The sequence below is a fragment of the Enterobacter cloacae complex sp. P18RS genome (assembly GCF_014982105.1).
Lineage (GTDB): Bacteria > Pseudomonadota > Gammaproteobacteria > Enterobacterales > Enterobacteriaceae > Enterobacter > Enterobacter hormaechei_C.
Genome location: NZ_JADCKV010000017.1, coordinates 168,266 through 191,443 on the forward strand (window position 1 = coordinate 168,266; position 23,178 = coordinate 191,443).

The 23,178-nt window shown below is 51.9% G+C and carries 19 protein-coding genes, 1 tRNA gene and 1 pseudogene; 7 read left to right on the plus strand and 14 right to left on the minus strand.

Features of this window, described 5'->3' with window-relative positions:
- Window positions 1-67 precede the first annotated feature (67 nt).
- The 8 genes from citG to INF61_RS14380 are packed head-to-tail and all read right to left on the minus strand — an operon-like array spanning window position 68 to window position 7,379.
- Complete coding sequence (gene citG, locus INF61_RS14345) at window positions 68-871, minus strand: triphosphoribosyl-dephospho-CoA synthase CitG (protein WP_032649490.1); 804 nt, start codon at window positions 869-871, stop codon at window positions 68-70.
- Window positions 849-1,388: a citrate lyase holo-[acyl-carrier protein] synthase gene (gene citX / locus INF61_RS14350; RefSeq protein ID WP_032649492.1), complete on the minus strand. Its 540-nt coding sequence runs from the start codon at window positions 1,386-1,388 to the stop codon at window positions 849-851. The genes citG and citX overlap by 23 nt, the downstream gene beginning before the upstream one ends.
- Window positions 1,385-2,908, minus strand: a complete 1,524-nt coding sequence (citF, locus tag INF61_RS14355) for a citrate lyase subunit alpha (RefSeq protein WP_163371320.1) — start codon at window positions 2,906-2,908, stop codon at window positions 1,385-1,387. The genes citX and citF overlap by 4 nt, the downstream gene beginning before the upstream one ends.
- 10 nt (window positions 2,909-2,918) lie before the next feature.
- Complete coding sequence (citE, locus tag INF61_RS14360; RefSeq protein ID WP_126495350.1) at window positions 2,919-3,794, minus strand: citrate (pro-3S)-lyase subunit beta; 876 nt, start codon at window positions 3,792-3,794, stop codon at window positions 2,919-2,921.
- Complete coding sequence (citD, locus tag INF61_RS14365) at window positions 3,791-4,084, minus strand: citrate lyase acyl carrier protein (protein WP_017382935.1); 294 nt, start codon at window positions 4,082-4,084, stop codon at window positions 3,791-3,793. Before citD ends, citE begins: the two co-directional genes overlap by 4 nt.
- A gap of 16 nt (window positions 4,085-4,100) precedes the next feature.
- Entirely contained in the window at window positions 4,101-5,123 is a 1,023-nt protein-coding gene (gene citC, locus INF61_RS14370) for a [citrate (pro-3S)-lyase] ligase (protein WP_032671991.1), read from the minus strand.
- Window positions 5,124-5,136: 13 nt separating this feature from the next.
- Window positions 5,137-6,000 carry a fumarylacetoacetate hydrolase family protein gene (locus INF61_RS14375; protein ID WP_015571851.1) on the minus strand — a complete coding sequence of 288 codons (864 nt, stop codon included), beginning with the start codon at window positions 5,998-6,000 and terminating at the stop codon, window positions 5,137-5,139.
- 17 nt (window positions 6,001-6,017) lie between these two features.
- Window positions 6,018-7,379, minus strand: a complete 1,362-nt coding sequence (locus INF61_RS14380) for a 2-hydroxycarboxylate transporter family protein (RefSeq protein WP_015571852.1) — start codon at window positions 7,377-7,379, stop codon at window positions 6,018-6,020.
- Window positions 7,380-7,724: 345 nt separating this feature from the next.
- On the opposite strand from INF61_RS14380, the gene INF61_RS14385 reads away from it, so the two are divergent.
- Complete coding sequence (locus tag INF61_RS14385) at window positions 7,725-9,362, plus strand: sensor histidine kinase (protein WP_015571853.1); 1,638 nt, start codon at window positions 7,725-7,727, stop codon at window positions 9,360-9,362.
- A complete protein-coding gene (locus INF61_RS14390) occupies window positions 9,352-10,044 on the plus strand; it encodes a response regulator (RefSeq protein ID WP_015571854.1) in 693 nt (230 codons plus the stop codon). The genes INF61_RS14385 and INF61_RS14390 overlap by 11 nt, the downstream gene beginning before the upstream one ends.
- Window positions 10,045-10,119: 75 nt before the next feature.
- Here INF61_RS14390 and INF61_RS14395 read toward each other — a convergent pair whose 3' ends face one another.
- Window positions 10,120-12,258 carry an ornithine decarboxylase gene (locus INF61_RS14395; RefSeq protein WP_045906879.1) on the minus strand — a complete coding sequence of 713 codons (2,139 nt, stop codon included), beginning with the start codon at window positions 12,256-12,258 and terminating at the stop codon, window positions 10,120-10,122.
- A gap of 181 nt (window positions 12,259-12,439) precedes the next feature.
- On the opposite strand from INF61_RS14395, the gene INF61_RS14400 reads away from it, so the two are divergent.
- Both INF61_RS14400 and INF61_RS14405 read left to right on the plus strand, forming a co-directional pair.
- On the plus strand, window positions 12,440-13,153 hold the full coding sequence (locus INF61_RS14400; RefSeq protein WP_047741526.1) for a DUF554 domain-containing protein: 714 nt from the start codon (window positions 12,440-12,442) through the stop codon (window positions 13,151-13,153).
- Between the two features lie 95 nt (window positions 13,154-13,248).
- Window positions 13,249-13,324 (plus strand) — tRNA-Phe (locus tag INF61_RS14405).
- Between the two features lie 386 nt (window positions 13,325-13,710).
- Here INF61_RS14405 and INF61_RS14410 read toward each other — a convergent pair.
- Together INF61_RS14410 and INF61_RS22920 are read right to left on the minus strand one after the other, a co-directional pair.
- Window positions 13,711-13,905, minus strand: a complete 195-nt coding sequence (locus INF61_RS14410) for a helix-turn-helix domain-containing protein (RefSeq protein ID WP_154123116.1) — start codon at window positions 13,903-13,905, stop codon at window positions 13,711-13,713.
- Between the two features lie 43 nt (window positions 13,906-13,948).
- Window positions 13,949-14,359 (minus strand): annotated as a pseudogene (locus INF61_RS22920) (hypothetical protein).
- A 369-nt stretch (window positions 14,360-14,728) separates the two neighbouring features.
- Here INF61_RS22920 and INF61_RS14420 point away from each other — a divergent pair.
- Window positions 14,729-15,061: a hypothetical protein gene (locus INF61_RS14420; RefSeq protein WP_227413496.1), complete on the plus strand. Its 333-nt coding sequence runs from the start codon at window positions 14,729-14,731 to the stop codon at window positions 15,059-15,061.
- 17 nt (window positions 15,062-15,078) lie between these two features.
- Window positions 15,079-18,399, plus strand: coding sequence for a hypothetical protein (locus INF61_RS14425; protein WP_047741525.1), 3,321 nt, complete (start codon window positions 15,079-15,081; stop codon window positions 18,397-18,399).
- A 114-nt stretch (window positions 18,400-18,513) separates the two neighbouring features.
- On the opposite strand, the gene INF61_RS14430 is transcribed toward INF61_RS14425, so the two are convergent.
- The 3 genes from INF61_RS14430 to INF61_RS14440 form a co-directional block, all read right to left on the minus strand.
- Window positions 18,514-19,656: a Fic family protein gene (locus INF61_RS14430; RefSeq protein ID WP_047741524.1), complete on the minus strand. Its 1,143-nt coding sequence runs from the start codon at window positions 19,654-19,656 to the stop codon at window positions 18,514-18,516.
- A 532-nt stretch (window positions 19,657-20,188) separates the two neighbouring features.
- A complete protein-coding gene (locus tag INF61_RS14435) occupies window positions 20,189-21,973 on the minus strand; it encodes a hybrid sensor histidine kinase/response regulator (protein WP_047741523.1) in 1,785 nt (594 codons plus the stop codon).
- Window positions 21,970-22,602: a response regulator transcription factor gene (locus INF61_RS14440; protein ID WP_017382736.1), complete on the minus strand. Its 633-nt coding sequence runs from the start codon at window positions 22,600-22,602 to the stop codon at window positions 21,970-21,972. The genes INF61_RS14435 and INF61_RS14440 overlap by 4 nt, the downstream gene beginning before the upstream one ends.
- Before the next feature lie 175 nt (window positions 22,603-22,777).
- Here INF61_RS14440 and INF61_RS14445 point away from each other — a divergent pair, with 175 nt between their 5' ends.
- Entirely contained in the window at window positions 22,778-23,092 is a 315-nt protein-coding gene (locus INF61_RS14445; protein ID WP_017382737.1) for a lipoprotein, read from the plus strand.
- Window positions 23,093-23,178: the final 86 nt, after the last annotated feature.

Sequence of the window (23,178 nt, forward strand, 5' to 3'; positions counted from 1 at the left end):
GGCGGCTTCGCCTTACCGGGCCTACAAACCGTAAACCGTAGGCCGGGTAAGCGTCAGCGCCACCCGGCTATTTTATTCCAGAAAGCACCCACCCCACCGACAGCAAATCCGCACTGCCGCCCGGGCTCAGATTGCGTTCAATCAATGCCTTATCCATCTTCAGCAACGCCTCGCAGTCCCAGCCGTTAGCCAGTAATTCCCGCGCGTAGCCCTGAACGTAGCGCAGCCCCTCAATGCCGCCGCGCGAAACGAGATTGCTGTCCTGATTTACCGCCATCAGGCGCAACAGCAGGCCGTGAAGCGACTGACCGTTCCACGCATCCAAAGCCTTACGCACCGTCGCAAAGCCGCTTTCCGCCTCGCCGCGCGCGCCGGTTAAACCGTACAGCTGAAACTGCCGCTCCCCCGCCGTTGCCTGCCCGCTGCGCCCGACCAGCTCCCGCGCCACCAGCCCACGACAGATGTTACTTACCTCACAACAGAGGCTATCCGCAGAGATATTTTTCACACGCCCGGCGGCGAAGCAGAGCAAACCGAGGGCAAAAATACCGCCCTTGTGGGTATTTACCCCGCCCGTGGCGGCGTACATTGCCTGCTCGCAGGCCATTCCCATCGGGCGGAGAATCCGCAACTGCCGATCGGCAGGTTTGGCCGCATGTGCTTCACCCAGTTCCGCAAACCGGGCAAACCACGGCGTAATCGCCATAATGCTGCGGACAAACAAGGCATGGTCCATATCGCAATGGGAGCCGTTATTGAGCCTGTCCACCAGACCCGGTTTTGGCGTCAGCTCCAGCTCCTGCCACAGCGCCTCTGCGGCAAGCGCAGGCACGTCAACCGGGCGCGGTTCAGTCGCGAGCAAACCAGTCATCGATCATCTTCTCCACGCGGGAAACAACCTGCTCAGCGGGGTGATTGCGCGAACGGGAACAGGCATGAGCGGGCTCGTCACAGATCAGGCAGCGTCTGAGATTCGCCCCCAGCGACTGACGCCCGACGTGGCCGTGCTGAGGGCAGATCACATCCAGATCCCACAGCCTGCCGAGCGGGTGCGTCTGCTCCAGTTCTGCACAGTGCGCTTTAATTTCCGCCGCCGGATGGGCTACGCACCACAAGGCTTCAGGTCCGGTGGGTAGCCACAGCACCCGGCGGTCCAGCACCTGCCAGCGGTTTTCCCACAGCAGCTGGTCGCACATCTGTAACGCCACACCCATGGTGTTGCGATAGCGCAGGCTGTCTTTGATCTCCCCGGGCGTAACCAGCGTGAGGGAGATCACCGGTTGTTGATAGTGCGCAAGCATGTCAGCCTGGCGCGCTGCGCGGCGCTCTTTCGCCGCCAGCAGTTCGTCCAGGCTGACACCCGTCCGCACGGGTGTCGCAATCGTCACACTTCCTCCTTTACCTGTCGCACGGTGTCGATCACGCTGCCGTCGCGGTAGCGGATCACCCCGACGATTTTGTCGGTGAACTCAATCGGTTTCGGTACGCCTGTCAACGAAATCGCTCGTTCATACAGCGCGTTGATATCTACAACCTTCAGCCCTGCTTCCATGAGTCGTTCGCGGATCTCCGGGCGCGCCGGGTTGACCGCAATACCGTGGTCGGTGACCAGCACGTCAATGCTCTCCCCCGGCGTGAGGCGGGTGGTAACGCGCTTCACGACGGTCGGGATGCGGCTTCGCAGCAGCGGCGCGACCACAATGGTCAGGTTGGCTGCCGCCGCCACGTCGCAGTGTCCGCCGGATGCGCCGCGCATCACGCCATCGGAGCCGGTGATGACATTGACGTTAAAGTCGACGTCGATTTCCAGGGCGCTGAGGATCACCACGTCGAGCTGGTCGCAGCTTGCCGCCTTGCTGCCGGGGTTGGCGTAGACGTTGGTGGAGATCTCCACGTGGTTCGGGTTGCGCGCCAGCGAGGCCGCTGCCTGGCCGTCAAAGCACTGGGTGTCGAGCAGCGTTTCGATGAGTCCCTTCTCGTGCAGATCCACCAGGCTGCCGGTGATGCCGCCAAGGGCGAAGCGCGCCTTCACGCCGCTGCGCTCCATCTTCTCTTCCATAAAACGGGTGCAGGCGGTGGCCGCTGCGCCGGAACCGGTCTGCATCGAGAAGCCTGGTTTGAAATAGCCAGAGTGTTCAATCACGTCCGCCGCATAGCGGGCGATCATCAGCTCGCGCGGGTTGCTGGTGACGCGCGCCGCGCCGACGCTGATTTTCGCCGGGTCGCCCACGCTCTCCACCTGCACGATGTAGTCCACCTGGTCCTGCACCAGGCTGGCGGGCATATTGGGGAATGGCACCAGTTCTTCCGTCAGCAGCACCACCTTACGGGCAAAGTGCGCGTCCACCATGGCGTAGCCCAGCGAACCGCAGCACGATTTGCCGTGCGTCCCGTTGGCGTTGCCAAACTCATCGCTGCACGGCACGCCGAGAAACGCCACGTCGATATTCAGCTCGCCGTCCTGGAGCAGCTTCACGCGCCCGCCGTGGGAGTGAATTTGTACCGGCTCGTCCATTAGCCCGTGGGAGATGGCATCCGCCAGCCTGCCGCGCATGCCGGAGGTGTAAATCCGGGTGATGACGCCACTCTCGATATGCTCGATCAGCGCGTCATTGCAGGTCATCAGCGAGCTGGAAGCCAGGGTCAGATTTTTGAAGCCCATCCGCGCCAGCAGCGCCACGACGGTGTTGATCACCCGGTCGCCTTCGCGAAAGGCATGGTGGAAGGAGATGGTCATCCCGTCCTGCAAGCCGCTGCGCTTAACCGCCTCTTCAATTGAGGCGCAGAGCTTGCGGCTGTGCTTCGCCTCGCTGTCCGCCAGCCACGGCGTCGCGCTGTGGGTGGTATCAAAGGGTTTCAGATCCCGCAGATGGGGGAAATTTACATGGAGAAGTTCTGTCTGATTCATTATGTCATCCTTACCGACGCACGCCAGAGGCCGCCGCGCGCTCCAGCACCACCTGCGCGTGGTTAATAATCGGTGCATCCACCATTTTGCCGTTGAGCGACACCACGCCCAGGCCGTTACGCTCGCCCTCTTCTGCCGCCTCAATCACCCTTTTGGCGTGATCCACCTCTTCCTGAGTCGGGGCGTAGGCGTTGTGCAGCAGGTCTATCTGGCGCGGGTTAATCAGCGATTTGCCGTTGAAGCCCATCTTGCGGATCAGGTCGACCTCGCGCAGGAACCCGGCTTCGTCGTTAACGTCGGACCACACCACGTCGAAGGCGTCGATACCGGCGGCGCGTGCGGCGTGCAGCACGGCGCAGCGGGCATAGAACAGCTCGGTGCCGTCGCCGCGCTCGGTCTGCATGTCCATCACGTAGTCAAAGGCGGCCAGCGCGATGCCGATCAGGCGCGGGGAGCTGCGGGCAATCGCCACGGCGTTGATGACGCCAATGGCCGATTCAATCGCCGCCATCACGCGGGTGGAACCCACATCACGCCCGCACGCCTGCTCAATGCGCTCGAGGTGGCCTTCCAGCTCGTAGATGTCGTCCGGCGTGTCGGTTTTCGGCAGACGAATAACGTCCACGCCCGCGCGCACGGCGGCCTCCAGATCCAGCAGGCCAAACGGCGTGCTCAGCGGGTTAATGCGCACCACGGTTTCGATATCCTGATACATTGGGTGCTGCAACGCGTGGAACACCAGCATGCGTGCGGTGTCTTTCTCGCGCAGGGCCACGGCGTCCTCAAGGTCAAACATGATGGAGTCGGGGCGGTAGATAAAGGCGGTAGAGAGCATGGCGGCATTGGCGCCTGGCAGGAACAGCATACTGCGGCGGAGTTTGCTCATTTCAGCGCCCCCCAGTTGATGGCCTGTTCATCGGCGGCACGCAGAAGCGCGCTTTGCAGGCGAGCGCGGATCACACAGTCCAGCGCCCCTTTGTCTTCAATAATGATTAATCCCTGGTGCACGTTCATGGCGCGCAATGTGTCGTTGACCACCTGGCGTATTTGCTCGCCAAACTGCTTAATCACTTCACTGTGGATGACAATCTCCAGCTCACCGTGAGCGGGGGCGATTTTCACCATCAGGTCGCTGGACTCCTGCGTTCCGGCCAGCGCCTCCCTTACAATATTCATGATAAATTCCTGATAGTTATGCGACTTCCGCACTCGCACGATAATGTGCTTCGAGGTGCGCGAAGGTGGAGTCCGGGACAATCTCCCGGATCCGGGAAAACTGCTGTGTCTTGAGTAAACGGCGCACTTCCGAGGCCGAAATGGCGTTGCCGGTGGCCTTGATGCGCGGCATCTCCACCACCTCAATATGCGAGGCCAGAAGGTCGTGCAGCGTCTGGTTGTACTGCCGCGTGATGTCGCAGAACGGCTCCGAGCCGATGAAGCGGTGTGTGATGCCCAGCGCCGGGGCGATATAGTCCCGGAAGATCAGCACGTCGATCTCGCTCCACGCCTGCTGCACTTTGCCGGTCTCCTTCAGGAAGTAGGCCGGGAAGGTGGCGCGGGAGATGATGTACTGCGAGCCTTCATGCACCACCACGTTCGGCAGATGCGCCACGCCCGCACGCACCATCTCGAGGCGCGCGCTGAACGGGAAGAACGAGGCGTCTTCACGCACCACAAACAGATGCAGGGCATCGCACTGCGTCGCCGCCTGCTCCACCAGATGACGATGGCCGAGGGTGAAGGGATTGGCGTTCATCACGATCGCGCCCGTTTTTTCCCCACACCGGCGCTTCGCGCGCAGGGAACGGCAGTAGCGCGCGATCCCCTGCGGAGTGTTCTCCATTAGCACCGCGTTGTTCCCGCTCTGGGCAATCGGCCAGAAACCGCTGCGGCCAAAGCGCTCCTTATTGCACGGACGGGTGCAGAGGAAGAGGTGAAAATGGCCGCGCTCCAGCGCCGCGTTTTCCACCTCTGCAAGCAGACGCGCGCTGAGGTTTTCCCCACGAAGCTGCTCGTTGACCGCCACGCATTTGATGACGTTGGCAGCCAGCCCGGCGCAACCCACCAGCTGCGCGCCGGACCAGGCTTCGACAAACAGCGTGATGTCGTTGTCCAGGCCAAGGCCGCTGTCTGCCAACAGGTAGCGGATCTGGCTTAAGCGTTCCGGGTGTTTCGCCACAACGGTGTGCCGAAAATCAATGGGTTGCGATTGCATGCTGCCGCCTTACTCAGTGCGCTGCCGCGAGCCCGACGGCTGGCGCTTCCACGATCACGTTGCTCAGATGACCGATATGCTCGATCTCCACCTCAATGCGATCCCCCTCCTTCATAAACAGCGGCGGGTTGCGCTTTTTACCCACGCCACCAGGCGAGCCGGTGATGATCACGTCGCCCGGGCTGAGACGGGTGAAGGTGCTGATATACTCGATCAGCTCCGCCACCTTGTGGATCATGCTGCTGGTGTTGTCCTCCTGCACCATGCGGCCGTTCAGCCAGGTGCGGATCGCCAGGCTGTGCGGGTCCGGGATCTCATCCGCCGTCGCCATCCACGGGCCGAACGCCCCGGTCTGGCGCCAGTTTTTCCCGGCGGTGAACCAGGTGTGCTGCCAGTCGCGGGCGGAGCCGTCCATGTAACAGCTGTAGCCCGCCACGTGGCGCAGGGCGTCGTCGCGGCTGATGTTCTCCCCGCCTTTGCCGATGATCACCGCCAGCTCGCCTTCGTAGTCGAACTCGCTGGAGTGGCGCGGCTTCAGCACCGGCTCGTTGTGGCCGGTCTGTGAATCCGGGAAGCGGACAAACAGCGTCGGGGCCGGGTTGTGCTGGTCAAACTCCTTGCGCTTGTCGGCATAGTTCATGCCCACGCAGAGGATTTTTTCCGGCTGGACAATCACCGGTAAGAAGGTGATGGCGTTCAGCGGTACATCCACCGCGTCGTTCAGAAAACGGGTGGCCTGCGCCAGCCCGTTCCCCTGCAACAGCGCTTTAAGGTCGCCATAGCGGTCGCCCAGGCGGCGGCCCAAATCAATCACGCCTTCGGCCTGTACGATGCCGTAGCTGCGTTTTCCCTGGTATAAAAAGCTTGCGAGTTTCATTGTTCTTTCCTGAAAACTTAAACGAGGAAGTTGCCCAGAATCAGCAGTGAGACAGAGACGTTAATCGCGCCGCCGATACGGGTAGCAATCTGGGCGAATGGCATCAGGCTCATGCGGTTGCCTGCGGTCAGGATCGCCACGTCACCGGTGCCACCCTGCCCGCTCTGACAGCAGGAGACGATGGCGACATCAATCGGGTGCATACCAATCTTTTTGCCAACGAAGAATCCGGTCGCCACCAGCGCGGAAACGGTGCTGACAATCACCAGCAGGTTGCTGACGGTGAACGCCGCCACCAGTTCATGCCATGGGGTAATCGCCACGCCGACAGCGAAGAGGATTGGGTAGGTCACGGAGGTCTGGAAGAATTTGTACACCACCTGGGAACCCTCCAGCAGACGCGGAGAGGCGCCGTTGCAGAGCTTCACCAGCACCGCCATAAACAACATGCCCACCGGCGCTGGCAGACCAATCAGCTTGTGACCGAGCATGCCCAGCATGTACAGCAGCACCGCCAGCAGCGCACCCGAGGCGATGGTCGTCACGTCCGCTTTGCCGGAGAACGCAGGTTGGGAAACAGTGGCATCAGCGTTGGCGCGATTCGGCATCAGCTGGCCTTCACCGGTCAGGTGCGGGTAGCGTTTCCCGAGCTGGTTGAGGCAACCGGAGATAATGATCGCCGTCAGGCCGCCGAGCATCACCATCGGCAGCACGCGGCCGAGCGCCACGCCCTGATCCATATGCAGCAGGGTGGCATAGCCGATAGAGAGCGGGATCGCCCCTTCCCCGACGCCGCCCGCCATGATCGGCAGAATGATAAAGAAGAAGATCTGGAACGGCTCGAGGCCCAGCGCCAGCCCAACACCCATGCCGACAATCATGCCGACGATTTCACCGCACAGCATCGGGAAGAAGATGCGCAGGAAGCCCTGGATCAGCACGGTGCGGTTCATGCTCATGATGCTGCCGACGATAATGCAGCAGATATAGAGGTAGAGAATGTTGGTGGATTTGTAGAACTTCGTGGTGGACTCAACCACCACGTCCGGCAGCAGGCCATAGTAAACCAGCGCGGAAGGGATAAAGGTGGCGCAAATTGCCGCCGCACCGAGCTTGCCGACAATCGGCAGGCGTTTGCCGAACTCACCGCAGGCAAAGCCGAAGAAGGCCAGCGTGGCCACCATGACCACAATGTCGCTCGGCAGTTTTCCGCCCAGGCAATCAATCGCAATCAGCGCGCCCGCCAGAACGAACAGCGGCAGAGGAATAATGCCGATTTTCCAGGTATCCATAATATGCCACCAGCGCTCTTTGAGCGATGGCCGCTGAATATCAATCGGGTCGTGGGTAACAGAGAATGAATCGTCAGTTGTGCTCATAATAAGCCCCTTAGTTATTTTGTGCGTTCAGCTTAGAGTCACAAAGGCTTACTTTATGTGAGGGATGGCATATTAAAAGCGAAGTTTTAATGGACGCTATGGTTTTAATGGTTTCTTTTATTTAATGTGATTTACGCCTTATTTATTGCCGTGGTTTTTATGGTTTCTTTTCTTAACTGAACAAAGAAATAACATTTATTCATTTAACCTTAAGAGGATGAGACTTTCGGAAAAATCTTTTACAGGCTGCGCTGTGCAAGGGATCACAAGTTTTCGGCAAAGCGGGCATCCTGGCCTTAAAAGATGATATATTCAGCCGACCTGTTGATATCTCGCGTGATAGTTATGAAAGTATCGTTTCAGATCAAGCTGTTTATTTCGCTGGTCGCCTTTTTCTCAGTGCTGTTCGCATTACTGGGCGGATATTATTATGTCGATGTCGGCAGGCAGCTTTATCAGGAAATGAGCGCGCGCGCAAAAATACAGGCCGAAGAAATTGCGCTTATTCCTACCCTGCGAAAAGAAGTCGAACAAAAGGATATCCTGGGTATCCATGACTTTATGCAGAAAATAGCCGCCCGCAGCGACGCCAGTTTTATTGTGATTGGTGACAATAAAGGGCTGCATCTTTTCCACTCCGTGTTTGCCGACCGGGTAGGCAAAACGCTGGTTGGCGGAGATAACGACGAGGTATTACACGGCAAAAGCACCATCACCATCCGCAAGGGCGGGTTAGGCATTTCGCTGCGCAGCAAAGCGCCCATTTTTAATGATGCCGGGCAGGTGGTGGGGATTGTTTCGGTAGGCTATCTCACGAGCTATCTGGACACCATCACCGTCAGCAAGGTGGTTAATATCCTGATTGCCGCCGTGCTGCTGCTTATCGCCCTGTTTATTTTCTCCTGGTTCTTCACCCGCAGCATCAAGAAGCAGATATTCTCTCTGGAGCCGCGCGAAATCGGCCTGCTGGTGCGCCAGCAAAAGGCGATGATGGAATCCATTTATGAAGGGGTGATTGCCATCGACGACGATCTTCGCATTGAGGTGATTAACCAGGCGGCGCGTAAATTATTAGGCTTACGTCAGCCCGCCCGCGAACTGCGGGGTCAACTCATCAGCCAGGTGATCGCGCCCGTCCCGTTCTTCAACGCGCAAACCATGCTTGCGAAAGACACCCACGATGAGATCTGTCGCTTTAACGATCTCACGGTCATTGCCAGCCGGGTGCGGATCATGCTGGAAGATGCGTTGCAGGGCTGGGTGATCACCTTTCGCGATCGCAACGAGATCGACTCGCTCAGCGCCCAGCTCAGCCAGGTGAAGCGCTACGTTGATAACCTGCGCATCATGCGCCATGAACAGCTGAACCGCATGACTACGCTGTCCGGCCTGCTGCATATGGGCCGTTATGACGAAGCGATTCGCTACATACAGGCGCAGTCGGAACACGCTCAGGAGCTGCTGGACTTTATCTCGTCCCGCTTTAGCTCTCCGACGCTGTGTGGTTTGCTGCTTGGAAAGGCCGCCCGCGCGCGTGAAAAAGGCGTTGAGCTGAGTTTCGACCCGGCCTGCCGGGTGGATAAACCGTTCCTGCCGCTGCTCGAATCGGAACTTATCTCGATCATCGGGAACTTGCTGGATAACGCCATTGAAGCGACCCAGCGTGCACCGCTCCCGCATGCCCCGGTGGACGTGCTGATAAAGCTGAACGAGCAGGAACTGATTATTGAAGTCGCCGACCAGGGCGTCGGCATCACACCGGAGATCCGCGACCGGATCTTTGAGCGCGGCATCACCACCAAAACGCGCGGCGATCATGGTATTGGCCTGTATCTGATTGAAAGCTATGTCACACAGGCTGGCGGTGCAATTGAAGTTGCCGATAACACCCCACGCGGTGCCATTTTCTCACTGTTTATTCCCGCCACGGGAACGGCCCGGCACCCCGTACAGGAACTGGAAGATACCGACTATGCAACATGAACTTATCGACGTACTGATTGTTGAAGACGAGAACGAACTGGCGCAACTGCACGCGGAGCTTATCGGTAAACATCCGCGCCTGAGGCTGGTGGGGATTGCCGCGTCGCTGGCCGACGCGCAGGTACAACTGGAGAGCAAACAGCCGAAGCTGATGCTGCTGGATAACTACCTGCCGGACGGCAAAGGCATCACCCTTATCAGCAACCCGATGCTCACCCGCGCCAACTGCTCGGTGATTTTCATCACCGCCGCCAGCGATATGGACACCTGTAGCCAGGCAATTCGTAACGGCGCGTTCGACTACATCCTCAAGCCGGTTTCCTGGAAGCGCCTGAGCCAGTCGCTGGAACGTTTTGTGCAGTTTGCCGAACAGCAGCGCGTCTGGAAGATCGTCGACCAGCAGAACGTAGATTCACTCTACCAATTGCAGGCGAAAAACTATCGCCTGGACAACGGCAGCAAAGGGATAGAGGAGAACACGCTGGCGCGGGTGCAAATGCTGTTTAACAACAAGGCGGCGCACTGTTTTACGGTGGATGAGGTGGTGAGCGAGACGGGCCTGAGTAAAACCACCACCCGGCGCTATCTGGAACACTGCGTGGAGGTGGGTTTTCTGACGGTGGAGATGCTGTACGGGAAGATTGGGCATCCGAGAAGGATGTACCGCCGCGCAGAAGCCTGACGCAGTATTGTAGGCCCGGTAAGCTTGCGCCGCCGGGTACTCGCCGGGTGGCGCTAACGCTTACCCGGCCTACGTTCAGACATTCAATACGTATCCATACAGCCGCTTAATCCCGTCCGCATCTTTCTCGCTGTAAACGCCCTGCAACTCTGGCGAGAAACCCGGCAGCATATTAATGCCCTCTTCCAGCGCCAGGAAATAGCGCTGTACTGCTCCACCCCAGACTTCCCCGGGCACCACACACAGCACGCCCGGCGGGTATGGCAGCGCACCTTCGGCGGCAATGCGTCCTTCGGCGTCACGAATATGCACCAGTTCGACGTTCCCGCGAATGTACTCCTGGTTGGCATCCTGCGGGTTCATCACCACGGCAGGCAGGCTCTCCTGACGGAACATCGCCTTCTGTAAATCCTTCACGTTAAAGCTGACGTAGAGATCGTGCATCTCCTGGCACAGCTGACGGATCGTGTAGTCGCGGTAACGCACCGGGTATTTCTGACAGATGGTCGGAAGCACATCCGCGAGCGGCGTATCGTCTTCAATATGCTGTTCAAACTGCCCCAGCATTGCCACCAGCTGCATTAGCTTCTCCGCGCTCTCGGCTGGCGTCAGCAGGAACAGGATGGAGTTGAGATCGCACTTCTCCGGCACAATGCCGTTCTCGCGCAGGTAGTGGGCGAGAATGGTCGCCGGAATGCCGAAATCGGTATAGTGACCTGTTTCAGCATCAATGCCCGGCGTGGTCAGCAGCAGCTTGCACGGATCGACGAAATACTGCTCGCGGGCATAGCCTTCAAAACCGTGCCATTTTGCACCCGGTTCAAAACTAAAGAAGCGACGCTCGCTGGCGATAGCCTGTGTGGGGTGATCCTGCCATGGCCGCCCCGCCACCACCGGCGGGATAAACGGTTTGATCATATTGCAGTTGGCGATGATGGCCTTGCGTGCTTCAATGCCCAGCTCGACGCACTCCGCCCACAGCCTGCGTCCGCTCTCGCCTTCGTGGATCTTGGCGTTCACGTCCAGCGCAGCAAACAGCGGGTAAAACGGGCTGGTGGAGGCATGCAGCATGAACGCATTGTTCAACCGCTTGTGCGGGCAGAAGCGCGACTGACCGCGAATATGGTTATCCTTTTTATGGATCTGCGACGTTTGCGAGAACCCGGCCTGCTGCTTGTGGACCGACTGGGTCACGAAAATTCCCGGATCGTTCTCGTTCAATTCCAGCAGAAGCGGAGACGTTTCCGCCATCATCGGGATAAATTGCTCGTAGCCGACCCAGGCGGAGTCAAAGAGGATGTAGTCGCAAAGGTGACCGATCTTGTCGATCACCTGACGGGCGTTGTAGATCGTGCCATCGTAGGTGCCGAGCTGAATGATCGCCAGACGGAACGGGCGCGCCTCGGCGGCTTTCTGCGGCGCGACGTCACGGATCAGTTCCCGCAGCCAGGCCTCATCAAAGCAGTGCTCATCAATCCCGCCGATAAAACCAAACGGATTACGGGCTGCCTCAAGATAGACAGGCGTTGCCCCGGCCTGGATCAGCGCCCCATGATGGTTGGACTTATGGTTGTTGCGGTCGAACAGTACCAGGTCGCCACGGGTCAGCAGCGCGTTGGTCACCACCTTGTTGGCCGCCGACGTGCCGTTCAGCACAAAGTAGGTTTTGTCCGCGTTGAATACTTTCGCCGCGAACTTTTGCGCGTGCTTGGCGGAGCCTTCGTGGATCAGCAGATCGCCCAGCTTAACGTCGGCGTTGCACATGTCGGCGCGAAAAACGTTCTCACCGAAGAAATCATAGAACTGCCGCCCCGCCGGGTGTTTTTTGAAAAAGGCACCGTGCTGGTGACCCGGACAGGCAAAGGTGCTGTTTCCCATCGCCACATACTGGCTCAGGGTGTCAAAAAAGGGTGGCAGCAGGTTCTCTTCATACCGGCAGGCGGCAGATTCCAGTTCCAGCAATTCCTGTGCTTTACCCGAGATGATCGCCGTGACACCCTCTGGCACCTCTCCTGGCTCTGTTGAGAACAAAAATACCGGTAACTGAAAGCCCGTACGCTTCAGCAATGCGAGAATGCCGCTGTAGCTTTCAACAACCGTAATGACGACTGCCGCCACATCGGTGAAATCGGTGTTATCCAGCATAACTTTTTCGCGATGCGTAGAAACTTTGGATACCAGCTCACGGCTGACGGCAATTTTCATGGTTTTCATAGGCGCAAATACCCTCACCGAACGGCGAGACAGGAAGGAGAAAATTCGCGCAATCATGTCACCTTTTATTTTCAGGTGCAAGAAGGAATCAGTATGCGTTACGCCTCCCAAAGCTAAGCGTAATCTGGGACGAACGTGCCATAATCATGCAATGCCAGTGCTTAAATAACAGGAGTTAAACGTGGTAATTGGACCCTTTATCAATGCGGGAGCCGTATTGCTGGGCGGTGTACTTGGGGCAGTATTAAGTCAGCGCCTGCCGGAGCGTATTCGCGTCTCCATGCCTTCTATTTTTGGCCTGGCGTCGTTAGGGATTGGTATCCTTTTAGTGGTGAAATGCACCAACCTGCCGGTGATGGTACTGGCGACGCTGCTCGGCGCGCTCATCGGCGAGTTTTGCTATCTGGAAAAAGGTATTAATCACGCGGTAGGCAAAGCCAAAAATCTGATTGCCCGACCGGGCAAGGCAAAGCACGGCACGCACGAGTCGTTTATTCAGAACTACGTTGCGATCATTATTCTGTTCTGCGCCAGCGGCACGGGGATATTCGGTTCGATGCAGGAAGGGATGACCGGCGATCCCAGCATATTGATTGCGAAAGCGTTTCTGGATTTCTTTACTGCCACCATTTTTGCCACCACCCTCGGCATCGCCGTCGCCGCGATTTGTGTGCCGATGTTGCTTATTCAGCTGGCGCTGGCCACCTGCGCCACGCTGATCCTGCCGCTGACAACGCCAGCGATGATGGCAGACTTTACCGCCGTCGGCGGCCTGTTGCTGCTGGCGACAGGGCTGCGCATCTGTGGCATTAAGATGTTTGCAGTGGTGAACATGCTCCCTGCCCTGCTGCTCGCGATGCCGCTTTCCGCGCTCTGGACGCGCTTTTTCGCTTAAGTTTGCGACGAAATGGTGAGAGAGTGTGCAGTCTGCACCGAAAGCAACAAATTTCGTTGACGCCGGAGGGAGGATCGGGTTTAATGCGCCCCGTTGCCCGGATAGCTCAGTCGGTAGAGCAGGGGATTGAAAATCCCCGTGTCCTTGGTTCGATTCCGAGTCCGGGCACCACTATTTAAAGAACCCGCCCAAAAGGCGGGTTTTTGCTTTTTTGACTAGTCCAGTTGTTCAATGCTTCCCCTCTTTTGTTCTTAGACAACGCGGAGCTTATAGCGCTTCGGCGTAATATCCCACGGCTTCATACAGCAAATCGCTGATAGCAGGCGCTTCATTCATGTCGCGAAGCGTTGAGCGCTGTCAATAACAGCTTGGAGCAGGAGGGAAACTATACCAGTACCAATGGTAAAGAAAGGAAAAACGGTTCTTTCTTTATAAAAGAATTTTACGAGCCAGGACTGCAGCGTTTCGCTTGTCTTCTCCCGATCGTCTAAAAGCAAAGCCATTAGAAGATCGGGAGAGACGATTTAGTCATTTTCAGACTTACGGTAACGGAAGGGCTAGATTTGCTCTGGCACAACGCCTAGCGCTTCGGCGATCAGCCATTCAGCTTTGGGCAAGCTACGGGTAAACGCGTTTACCAGAGTGGATGATGCCAGCCCTAAGTTTCGAGAAACGGCAGAAAGCGACATTCCGCGCTTTTTCAGTGCCGCGATAATACCGGCGGAATACCTGTCTGGTTGCATTATGATCATGCCGCCTCCCCATCATAAACTTCTAACCATCGGCGGTACGTAGTCAGCGTGAGGCTTTCATTTCCGCCGCGAAGTAGTTGATCAGGTCATACAGCAGCCAGTTAAGGAATTTCTCTGTTTCTTAGGAAAACCTCTGCTCCGCCAGCATCTGCGTCAGGGCAAGGCTGTGGTGACAAAGCTCTGTGTATTCAGGCCCAATTGGGGACGTTTGCCGAGAGGGTAGCAACGGTCAGGCTTACAACAAGATGGGGAAGGAAAGGTTCAAACGGCGTGTGCTGGAGCAGCATTAGACAAGCGTTGAGTCTGCCGCTAAGCGCCATTTTTAATGTCAGATCTTTACTTTCAATCAGGGTTTAGGCGAACTTTTCGCAGTAGCTGGCGAGGACGGTGAAGTCCGTAACAGCGTTGAAGGGACGGCAAGTAACGAATTTGTTTGAGCGGGGATTTTAGCCATAATGGCAGCCTCCAATAAGTGATTGTTTTAACCACCACCGCAGAGACCAACCTTACGAGTGGTGGCACCGAACTGAGTTGGTCTTACCGGCCTTACTGGACACCGGCGCGTTTTGCGACGCCTCCGCCCGGCCCACCATTGAGATGTAGTCGGATGAACGACATAAAGCGCGTCATATGTCGCCAGTAAGGAATATCTTCAGGAGACCAATCGCGGCACCTGAATTTGCGGGTGCTCGCAAACGATACCGCGTTTAGTTAGCAGCAGCAAGAACTCATCTCATCCATACTTTCTGTACGGTCAGGCTCTGGTACTCGAAGATACACTTCATGTATAGTTATCTATATGATTAACTATAGAGAAAGAGAAATGACTATGGATTTTCTAACAAGTACCATTTTGTCGGGATTACTTTATGACGGATTAAAATCTGGCGTAACGATTAGTGCGGTCTGGTTAAAAGATAATCTTAGAAACTGGCTGATTGACGATAATACTGCGCAAATAATGGCGGATAAAATTACTCAACTGGGCATAAATGATGATTTAAGTGGAAAAGCAATAAAAACCAGAATTGATAACGATCCTGAGTTATTGAGGCTATTAATGGAGATTAAAACTGCACCGCAGACTATTAACCATGTTAGTACTCATCATGGTAGCGGCGATATCGTGCATGGTAATAAAATCATCAATAACTAAAAGTAAGGTCATCAGAAATGAATAATGAATTGCGCTCTTCACATTACGGTTCTGGTGACATTGTCCTTGGTAATAAAATAACATACCCATCAGAACTTACCCCCGAAAACCTATTCCCTATTGCAGAGGACATATTTAGAAAGATACGTAACAGCGATATAGCCACGGCCAAGACCATTATAGACGCTATAAAAAAATTACCTGCCACACCTGTCGCCAGAAAATTTGTAGATGTATTAAATACAGCAATTCTTGCATCAGAAAATGCTTTCACCTCTGGAATTGATGAACTGTATACTCTTGCCAAAGAAGATGATTTATCAGATAAACTAAGAGACGTTGTTTTTTCTGTTATTATGCTTATAGAGTTTAAAAATAACAATCATGAAAATGCTATAGCCATATACTCACAGTCTCCAAAGAAAAAATACTCACACATGTTTTATCTTCAGTGCCTTGCAACTGAAGATGAAATTAACGATTTCTGGAATGAGAACCAGCCTCTCGTTAGTGTAGATGAACTTTATGCAATATCTATAGGTGCCAGCCGGGTAAAAAATCAAATATCAGCAAAAAATTTTGCAACGATCTTAGTTGAAAGAGCACCAACACCTATAAACTCTATTCTGCTTAATTATATTACCGTACTGGAACTTGCAGAAAAATATCACAATATAGATTTACTATCTCTGGATAAAGATGTCTATGATCAAGTAATTAGCTGCATAAATGACACAATCACATTCTTAGAAGCATATCCAGAGAACAAATGGTTGCTTTATTCTTTAAGTAATTTAGTTATGCTTGTTAAAGCAAATCATTATCAACTTATTCAAACAATAGCTAAATATAAGGATAAAATATCAGCCATTAACCAATCTGTTACTGACTTTGTTGATATGCTATTCTCTTTCGATGAAACAGCTCCTCTCACTTTACGTGATATTAAAGAAGATGATGAGTTAACATCAGGCTCTCTGATTGTATTATTAGAGGCCGCTGCAAAAGGAACTTATATTAAGGAAAATATAAAGCAGCTTATTCTGAATACTGATTTAAAACAAGATAATTATATTAAAAACTTGCCTTTCAACTATCAACTCATCTCGTTAAAAGCTAAACTATTATTAAATGATAGTAATGATCACATTAATAAAAATAGAATCAAAGAAGATCTTGCTATTTTCATTCCATTAGCACATAAAGATAAAACATCTCTTTCCGGCAATGGCTTAGTTAATTTATGTGATGATCTACTCTGGTTAGATCTTGCTAAAGAGAGCTGTGATCTTCTCGAACCTCGTTTACCTGAAAATTTATGGCCGTCACGCTTAGTTATAGCCTATTTTGAGTCACTTATTCGTGCAGAAAAGCTAACTACATTAACAGAATGCCTGAGCAGGATAGATAAAACATTATGGGATCACTACACATGGCTCCTTCAGGCCAGAATAGATATTGCATATAACAGTTGGCCTCAGGCAATAATAGCCCTAGAAGAGGCTATTAAGAAAAATGATGATAATTCATACCCTTGGCTTCTACTGATTCGTTGTACCTTAAAAACTGCTCCAGCTACAGCCATTACTATTCTAGAAAGAATACCGAAAACTGTTTTCTCATCTTTCGATACTCATACTTTGTCATTATTGAGACTTATCTCAAATAAAGTAGATCCTCATTTTTCAGAAAAAATAATTTCAGAGAAATTTATTAGCTCGCCACAAAAATTTGCATCTATTCTTTTACAAACACATTTTTCATCTTTAACAGGTTATCAAGCTAAAAAAGCTAATGAATTAAACACGCAATATCCAGATAAAGTTATAAGAGCTATAAAACTGATCCGTAATGGAGTGGAAGAAGAGAAAGTTATTCTTGATATAACACCTGATAAAGAACAAGGTGCCTTATTATCTGCTCACACTGAATATGGAGATCTTCTTGCTAATTTAGCTATAGATGAGGAAGATGTTTATGTCATGGATAGAGTAAAAATAATAGAAGAATTAAATCCTTATCATGTTATTTTCAGATATGCACTAAATGTTGTCTCTGAAAAACCAGACATTAACTTCCCGATAAAAAAGATAGAAGTTCCTTCAGACCCAGAGTTAATGTTTCAAAAAATAAAAGACGAATTTTCGCAATATGATCATCAATCAAGAGAAGAACATATTATTAATTGTCAGAATGTGCCTTTATATCTTAAAGCTAATGAACTTGAAAAAGGAAAACCTGTAAAATCTATTTTGAAGCTACTAACCTCTCAGAGAGTCAATAAATCTTTATCATTACCCGAGGGTGAAGTCGATCATCCAGAACAATTTATTACTGATATTCATGGTATCATTTATTTCGCTTTAACGCATTCAGACATAACATTACGCAAAAGTAGATCCAAACTAATAATCACAAATGAGACTAAAACTTGCATTGATAATTGGTTAACTGAAGTTGAAAATCCTTCTTATCTATCTATCGGTGTGCGCGATGATCATCTTTTTAGGATAACGGCAGAAGACATTCAAAGTTCAACAGCATCCATTCGTGACTCCCTGAATAACTTACTTGACTACTGCGAAGTTCACTCAGTTCCGGTAGCGGATACGCCAGATACTTTATTAAATGTAAAAGAGTTTTTAGACGCATCTGTCTATTCTACAATGAAATATGTTCTGTTCACAAAAACACCATATTTTATTATTGATGACTCCTTTAGTGCCCTGACAAAGTCTTTAGACTCTGAAATAAAGATAGTAAATTCGATAGTGTTTACATCCCATCTCTTAGAGCATCTACCGCTACCTATAAGGTTAAAAAATTTCCAATGTCATGTAGAAACTTATCTTCCTATGTATATAAGCTACAAGGATTGTATTGCATTGGCAAATTCAGATGATGAACAACATGTCACTTTAGTGACTAAAATATTTCAAATACACGCCAATCCATTTAATAACTTTAATAGCTTATGTTCATTGTTTACTCATGCTGTCTCTTTGCCATTATTTTCAGTTTATATCAACCATTATAAGAAAAGAAGACCATTATCTCTGGATAACGCTATAATTGTATTATTCAATACTTGTTGCCAAGGTGTCGTTAATGCTTCCGATGGACGTACCGCAGAGGAACGTTTAGTAACATTTACTAAGCTTATTGTTGATGACCGTATATACCCTCAAGGATTTATTTCATTTATTTTTTCAATTTTCAGTTCATTTGCACAGGGCCATTTTCTTGATATTAGCTATATGAACAAACTAATAAATGACGTTAAAACAAAAGAATCACTCGGGGCCAACTCAACTATGGCAAATGAAGCTTCTAATTAAAGTTAAATTTCCCCCAAAAAAAATCAGATGTATAGCAGCTATATTAATAGCTGCTATGTTTCATCAAAAATAACCATATAAAAGTGTAAATAATCCACTAATATATTTTTGATATCACAAATCAGGAATAAACCCTTCTTCCCGCAGAACCTTAATCACTCCACGTATCAGATACGAATTAGAAAATTTCGCCGTATAGGTACGCGCCCCTTCTTCTACAGGCTGGAGCAGTCCCCGTTCAATTAGTTTACCAAGCTGGTAAGTCACCTGCGTCGGTTTCAGATCAGGCAACACAGCACGTAGATCGCCCGCTTTTATCGTCCCCAGTTCAACCGCACGTTTCAGAACCTTTGATTCCAGCGGATTTATCAACCCTCTTTCCGACGAAAAATCGATGGCCGGATACAGGATCTTTTCGCTCAGGAAAGCGTGGTTCGTCAGTTGATCGACTTTCTTCAGCTCAGAGGAGATCCCCGAAAGCACATATAAGCACCATTCTTCCAGCCCCTGCTCTGTTCCCTTATCGGCTAACGAAAGCATGGCGTAATAGCGTTCCCGATCGTTACAGAATACGGTTGTCGGATTGAGAACCCGACCACCTGTCTGAACGTTAAAACCATACTTGATAAGCAACGCATAGGTCAGCAATCTGACCGTTCTGCCATTACCGTTGCCAAAGGGATGTATCCAGCCGAAACGATGATGTACCAGCGCAATCTTCATCAAGTCATACTTTGGCTTATCGGCGCGGTTAATAAAGGAGGTCAGTTCCGCCATATAATCAGGGACGCGGATGTGGTCCGGCGGCAAATGTTCAGACTGAGCGATGCTGACGTTATGTTGCCGATATGCACCGGGCGTTCTGTCGCCTTCCTGTTGCAATCCGGCTACCGCCAGACTATGCAACTCGCGGATAAAATATTCCGTTATCTCATCGCCGTTGCTCAGATATCCGTCGATGTACTCCATCGCGGCTTCAATATTGTTGATTTCTTTGAGCTGATCCGTCGAACTCTGCGTTCCTTCAACCTTGCTTTCAACATAGTCGGCAAGCGTGGTGTGGTTTCCCTCAATTCTTGCAGAACCAAGACTCTCCAGCATGTGGAATACGGCCTTCAACTGCGCAAACAGGATAGGATGAACGTCGGTTTCCAGCCGCAGGTGCCGGAGTAGCTCCAGCTCCGTCAACGCGTCGACCAAAGGGGAGTCAAAGCTGGGGTTCAGAAGTGAGAGTTCAAAATGATTGAATTGAGCCATGATGTTTAGTTATCTCAACTGGTGTATGGAGATATCTCAAAAGTATAGCAAAAATATTAATATAATCCATAGATTAGAAAGAGCACCGTTTCTAATTATCTCAAAAACCGTTATTCCAACATATCAAATGTAAGTTTGAAAGATGTTCAATGCGAAGGGGGATAGAGTTTGCCTGCGCAATGCAGCATGGATTTTTTAGCGCCGCTATGCGTGGAGTTCCGGGCGTTATGTGTGGAGTTCCATCCACTATATGTGGACCTCAGACCGTTATGTGTGGACCTAACTCCACACATAACGAAGCCTAATTCGCTAAATAATGATTTTTCGTGATAACCCTCACAAAACCAAAGTGATTTTTTATGGGGCCTTCGTGGGGGCGCTGTTTGCGAGAAATATCAACAAAACCAATAATAAACAGCATGTTAATCGTGGATATGTTCCCGAGTCCGGGCACCAAATTTATATTAACGGACCTCCACGGAGGTCCGTTTTTGCATTCTGAACCCGCCAGAATCGACACTTCTGCATTCCCTTAATGACATCCCGACCACTGCGTCAGCAGCGCATGCAGTTTAGCCGGCTCCAGAGGCTTGCGGAGCACCAGGTATCCCTCCTGCTCCGCCTCCAGCAGAACCGGTGAATTAAATTCGCCGCTGACTATCGCGCCGCTCATATCCGGCAGACGGTCAAAAAGCGCTTTCAGTATGTCGAAGCCGCTTTCGCCCGATCGCAGGCGCTGGTCGCACAGCACGGCGAACGGCGTAAAGCCGTCGTCGATTATGGCAAACGCTTCTTCAGCCGAGGCCGCACAGCGTACGTCGATTCCCCAGACGCTCATCAGGCTCTCCCAGGCAGACGTCACCAGCGGGTCGTCATCAACGACCAGGCAGGAACCGTGCAGCGGCGCATAGCGTACCGGCGTGGCGGTGTTATCAGCGGCTGGCGGGGCATCCAGCGCGATGTCTTCGCCAGCATATTGGGTAAAGCGCATCCAGAAGCGTGAGCCTTTCCCTTCAATGGATTGCATCCCGTATTTCACCTTCATCAGCTTGGCACAACGGGCAACGACGGCCAGTCCCAGCCCGTGTCCGGCGCTGTCGATCTTCCATGCCAGCTCGGGGCGGTAGTAAGGTGAGAAGATTTTGCCCTTCTCTTCATCGGCGATACCGACTCCCGTGTCCCACACCTCCACCATACACTCGTCACCGCGCGGTCGGATGGCGACCAGCACCCCGCCCTGGAGCGTGTAGCGAAGGGCGTTTTGAATCAGGTTAATCAGGGACTGTCGCACCAGCAGCGGATCGCCCATCACGTCGATACGGCGTTTAGGCCGCCGGATACACAGCCTAAGCGCGCGGCTGTTGGCCTCTTCACGAAACAGCGTGATGACCGAGTCGAGCAGAGCACCGATATCCACTTTGGTCGGGGCAGAGAGGACATTCCCGGATTCTATTTTGCTCAGATCGAGCAGAGAATTGAGCATTAAATGCACCGAGCGAACGCTCTGCTGAAGGTCAAGGAGTTGCGGCGTCAGGCTGTCGTCCCGGTTTCGGTGGAGGATGGCTTCGATCAGAAAGCCCATTGCGTGTACGGGCTGGCGCAGATCGTGACTGGCGGTGGTCAGAAACTGATTTTTATCCAGCAGTGCCTGCTCCGCGTCCTCTTTGGCCTGACGAAACTGTTCCGCAAGGCGTGAGCTTTTTTCCTCAAGCAGCGCTTGCTGAATAAAGAACGCATGGGAAGTTAACGCATGGCGGTAAATCGCGAAGCCGTAAAGCAGATTCAGCATGAGCACGATGAACATCAACTCATCCAGCCGCCAGATAATACCGAGGTTCAGCACCCCCCAGGAGGCGAAGAAAAAACGCGTAAAGGTACTGATGACAGGCGTCAGATGCGTCGCATTGGCGGCGACGATGGCGGCAATGCTGATATTAAGTAACAGGAAAAAGTCAAAATTCTGCGTCTGTGGCGTAATTAAATAGAGTGATGAAATTCCCAGCCCGTGAATAAAGGCAATATTATTAATACGCGGAAGCCAGCGTCGCAGAACGTCCCTTTCACCGTTTTCTTTCGCTTCACGCTGATAGCGTCGGTGCAATATTCGTATCGCCACGGCACATAGCAGATAAATAATTATCCAGATAATCGTTGGGCCGAGGTCGTCCCCAAGCATATAAATCCAGATGGCGAAAGGAATACCAACAAAGGGCACTGCACTAAAGCTAAATACCAGCCGCAGAAAGGTGTTGTTTAGCAAACGGATCTGCGCCGGAGGAGAGATACCATCATTTTGTAAGCTCTGAAAAAACCTCATTCCGACGGTTCCTGCTTGCCATGCAGAAGCGTGATGGCTTCGACCCGGCTGTTAACGCCTATCTTTTTCAATATATTGCTGATGTGTTCTTTGACCGTGGGCTCAGAAATTGAAAGCTGGGCGGCGATGCGTTTATTTGGCAGGCCGCGCATAATCATATTTAATACGTCTATTTGTCGCGGCGTTAAGTTAAATTTACTTAACTTCTCATTATTCGTCTTAACGGAAATTTCGTTTCCCTCAGGAAACCATGTCTGATTATCAGTGAGTGCGAAAACGGCCCGCGAGAACATCTCAGGTGGCTCGCTTTTCAATACAAAACCGTGTCCCCCGGCGGCATTAACTTTGCGCCAGATATCATTATTGTCATCCCCGCTGACCACCAGGAGTCGTACCTGTGGGTAAAGTTGCTTTACTTCTTTGAGTAATTTCAGGGCCGTTCCGGAAGAGAGCCAAAAATCGATTACCAGCAAACGTGGCGGGCCATGATCCCTAATTTGGCGGTAGCAATCATCCTCATTCGTCACCACACACGCCTGCTTAAAATGGCAATGTGTAATCAGAAAATTGGCGATGCCGCTTGCTACCAATGGATGGTCATCAACGACTAACGCATAATTCTGTCCCAAAGGAGCCTCCTTTTACCTTCGCATATCTTAGAGTACAGATGAATTATTATCTACCCACCCTACTTTAGGAGGGTTTTTTCGATTAGGAAAGAGAAATATATTATTCGCTGATTTGGGTAAAAGAAAACATAAATACAATCAGTGAAATTAACTGGTTGGATATCAAGGATAATTTATGAAAAAACCACTCATCGTTTTAACCGTTACGTTGATGCTAGCCGGTTGTTCCACGTTGAAAACCGATCAGGCTATTCCACTCCTACAGGCGGAGACCGCTAAAATGCTGGGACTGGGCTCATCGGATGAAATAACCGTATCCAACGTTAATGGCGCCCAGCCGGACGCACTGGGAGGACAAAAACTCTCTTATCGCGCCACGACAGAAAAAGGGCGTATTTTCGATTGTTCATCGATGATGATGCCGGGAATTTTAGGATCTGCACCGACGCTGAGCGCGCCAACCTGTACACCAGTTGTCACACATAAATAATTAGCACCGCATTAAAAGGCGTACTGAAATAACGCCTTTTACGTTATCTGACGTATCTGAGTTTTCATATAAAAACGATGTTCCTG